The organism is Streptomyces anatolicus (genome assembly GCF_019400875.1).
GTDB classification, from domain to species: Bacteria; Actinomycetota; Actinomycetes; order Streptomycetales; family Streptomycetaceae; genus Streptomyces; species Streptomyces anatolicus.
Map to the genome: position 1 here is coordinate 1 of NZ_WMBF01000762.1, position 1,925 is coordinate 1,925.

The window sequence follows — 1,925 nt, forward strand, 5'->3', positions numbered from 1 at the left end:
GTACCGAAGGGGCGGGCAGGTGTGGCGGCGGTGATCGCCGTGACGGTGACGGCAGGAGCGTTCGCGGCACCCGCGTACGCCGCGTCTGGTCAGGCGATGTCCGCGTACGCCGGGCCTGGCAATGCGGCGCCCGGGGGCGACGACCGGCACCGCGCGACGCGGCGCGCGATGGAGGCCGCCCTGAACGAGGACGCCCCCGGCGTGACCGCCCAGGCGCGGGACCGGCGGGGCACCTGGAACGCCGCCGCCGGCCTCGGCGACCTCAAGCGCCAGAGCCCGCGCGGCGCCCACGACCGCTACCGCATCGGCAGCGTCACCAAGACCTTCGTCGCCACGGTCCTCCTCCAGTTGGAGGCCGAGGGCGCGCTGGACCTCGACGACAAGGTCGGCAAATGGCTGCCGGGCGTCGTCGAGGGCAACGGCCACGACGGCGACCGGATCACCGTGCGCCAACTCCTCAACCACACCAGCGGGATCTACAACGTCACGGCCGACCCGGGCTTCCGCCGGAAGGTGTTCACCGAGGACTTCCTCGCCCACCGCTACGACACCTGGACGCCCCGGCAGCAGGTCGCGATCGCCATGCGCCACGAGCCGGACTTCGCGCCCGGCACCGGCTGGCGGTACTCCAACACCAATTACGTACTCGCCGGAATGATCATCGAGAAGGTCACCGGCGTGCCCTACGGGACGGCGATCAGGCAGCGCGTCATCGAACCGCTCGGCCTGCGCGCCACCAGCGCGCCCGGCACGAAGTCGGCCATGCCGAAGCCCAGTTCGCGCGCCTACACCAAGCTCTCCGGCGCCCCCGGCGCCAAGAACCACGACGTGACCTCACTCAACCCGTCCGTGGCGGGCCCGGCGGGCGAGATGATCTCGAACTCGACGGACCTGAACCGCTTCTACACCGCCCTGCTGCGCGGCAAACTCCTGCCGAAGCGGCAGCTCGCCGCGATGAAGAGTGCCGTACCGAAGGGAGAGGACCGGCCCGGCCGGCGGTACGGCCTCGGCCTTGAGCCCTTCAAGACCTCCTGCGGCACGGTCGTCTGGGGCCACAGCGGCGACATCCACGGTTCGGCGTCCGTGGCCGGAGTGACGGCGGACAGCCGCCATGCGCTGGCGCTCAACTTCAACGGCCCCGGCGGGGACCGGGAGGCGGTCCTGGAGGCGGAGTTCTGCGCGAAGAGCTAGCGGGGAAGCACCATCACATACGCCGCCGGATCGCGGTCGTCCGACGCCATCAGGGCCGTCCGCACGATGGCCGCCTGCTGCTCCGCCGAGTCCCGCAGCTTCCTCGGGGTGATGTGTACGACGGTGATGCCGAGCCGCTCCAAGTGCTCGCGCTTGCGGGCGTACTCGGACCACAGGGCGTCGTCGTCCTGGCGCGGGCCCTGGCGGGGCGCGCGGGTGTCCAGCTCGACGGCGACGGCGTGGTCGGGCCAGTAGGCGTCGACGCCGCCGAGGTGGGGGCCGCCGGGCAGGCGCAGGTCGACGTTCCACAGCGGGGCGGGCAGGCCGTGCTCGGCGACCAGTTGGTAGAGCCTGTCCTCCGCGATGGCGCGCCCCTCGGCGAGCAGCGAGTCCACGGCGTCCACGACGTGCGGCAGGTTCAGGAGCCGGGCGAGGGTCAACTCCCGCACGACGGCGGCCGGTTCGCAGTGGCCGCCGCGCACTGCCTCGGTGAGCAGCCGCCGCACGGCACCGGCCTCGGTGAGCTGGGCGACCGCGTCGGCGAGGGCGCGGGCCACGGGGGCCACGGGGACGCCCGTGATCTGCTGCGGGGTGGGCAGCGCGGCGCCGCGCACCAGCCGTACGAAGCCGACGGAGCGCAGGCGGCGGGTGCGGGGCACCAGGACGTCGATGCGGTCGAGGGAGGGCAGCGGGGGAGCGGACGAGAAGCGGTGCAGGGTGAGGGCGGCGAGGCC

At 73.2% G+C, this 1,925-nt stretch carries 2 protein-coding genes; one reads left to right on the forward strand and one right to left on the reverse strand.

Features of this window, described 5'->3' with window-relative positions; all coding sequences use genetic code 11:
- Positions 1–1,191: serine hydrolase domain-containing protein (locus GKQ77_RS32245; protein ID WP_372460049.1), on the forward strand; the 1,191-nt coding region annotated here is incomplete at its 5' end.
- On the opposite strand, the gene GKQ77_RS32250 is transcribed toward GKQ77_RS32245, so the two are convergent.
- A partial coding sequence (locus GKQ77_RS32250; RefSeq protein WP_219692682.1) for a hypothetical protein occupies positions 1,188–1,925 on the reverse strand: 738 nt, incomplete at its 5' end. The two genes, GKQ77_RS32245 and GKQ77_RS32250, sit on opposite strands and share 4 nt — an antisense overlap.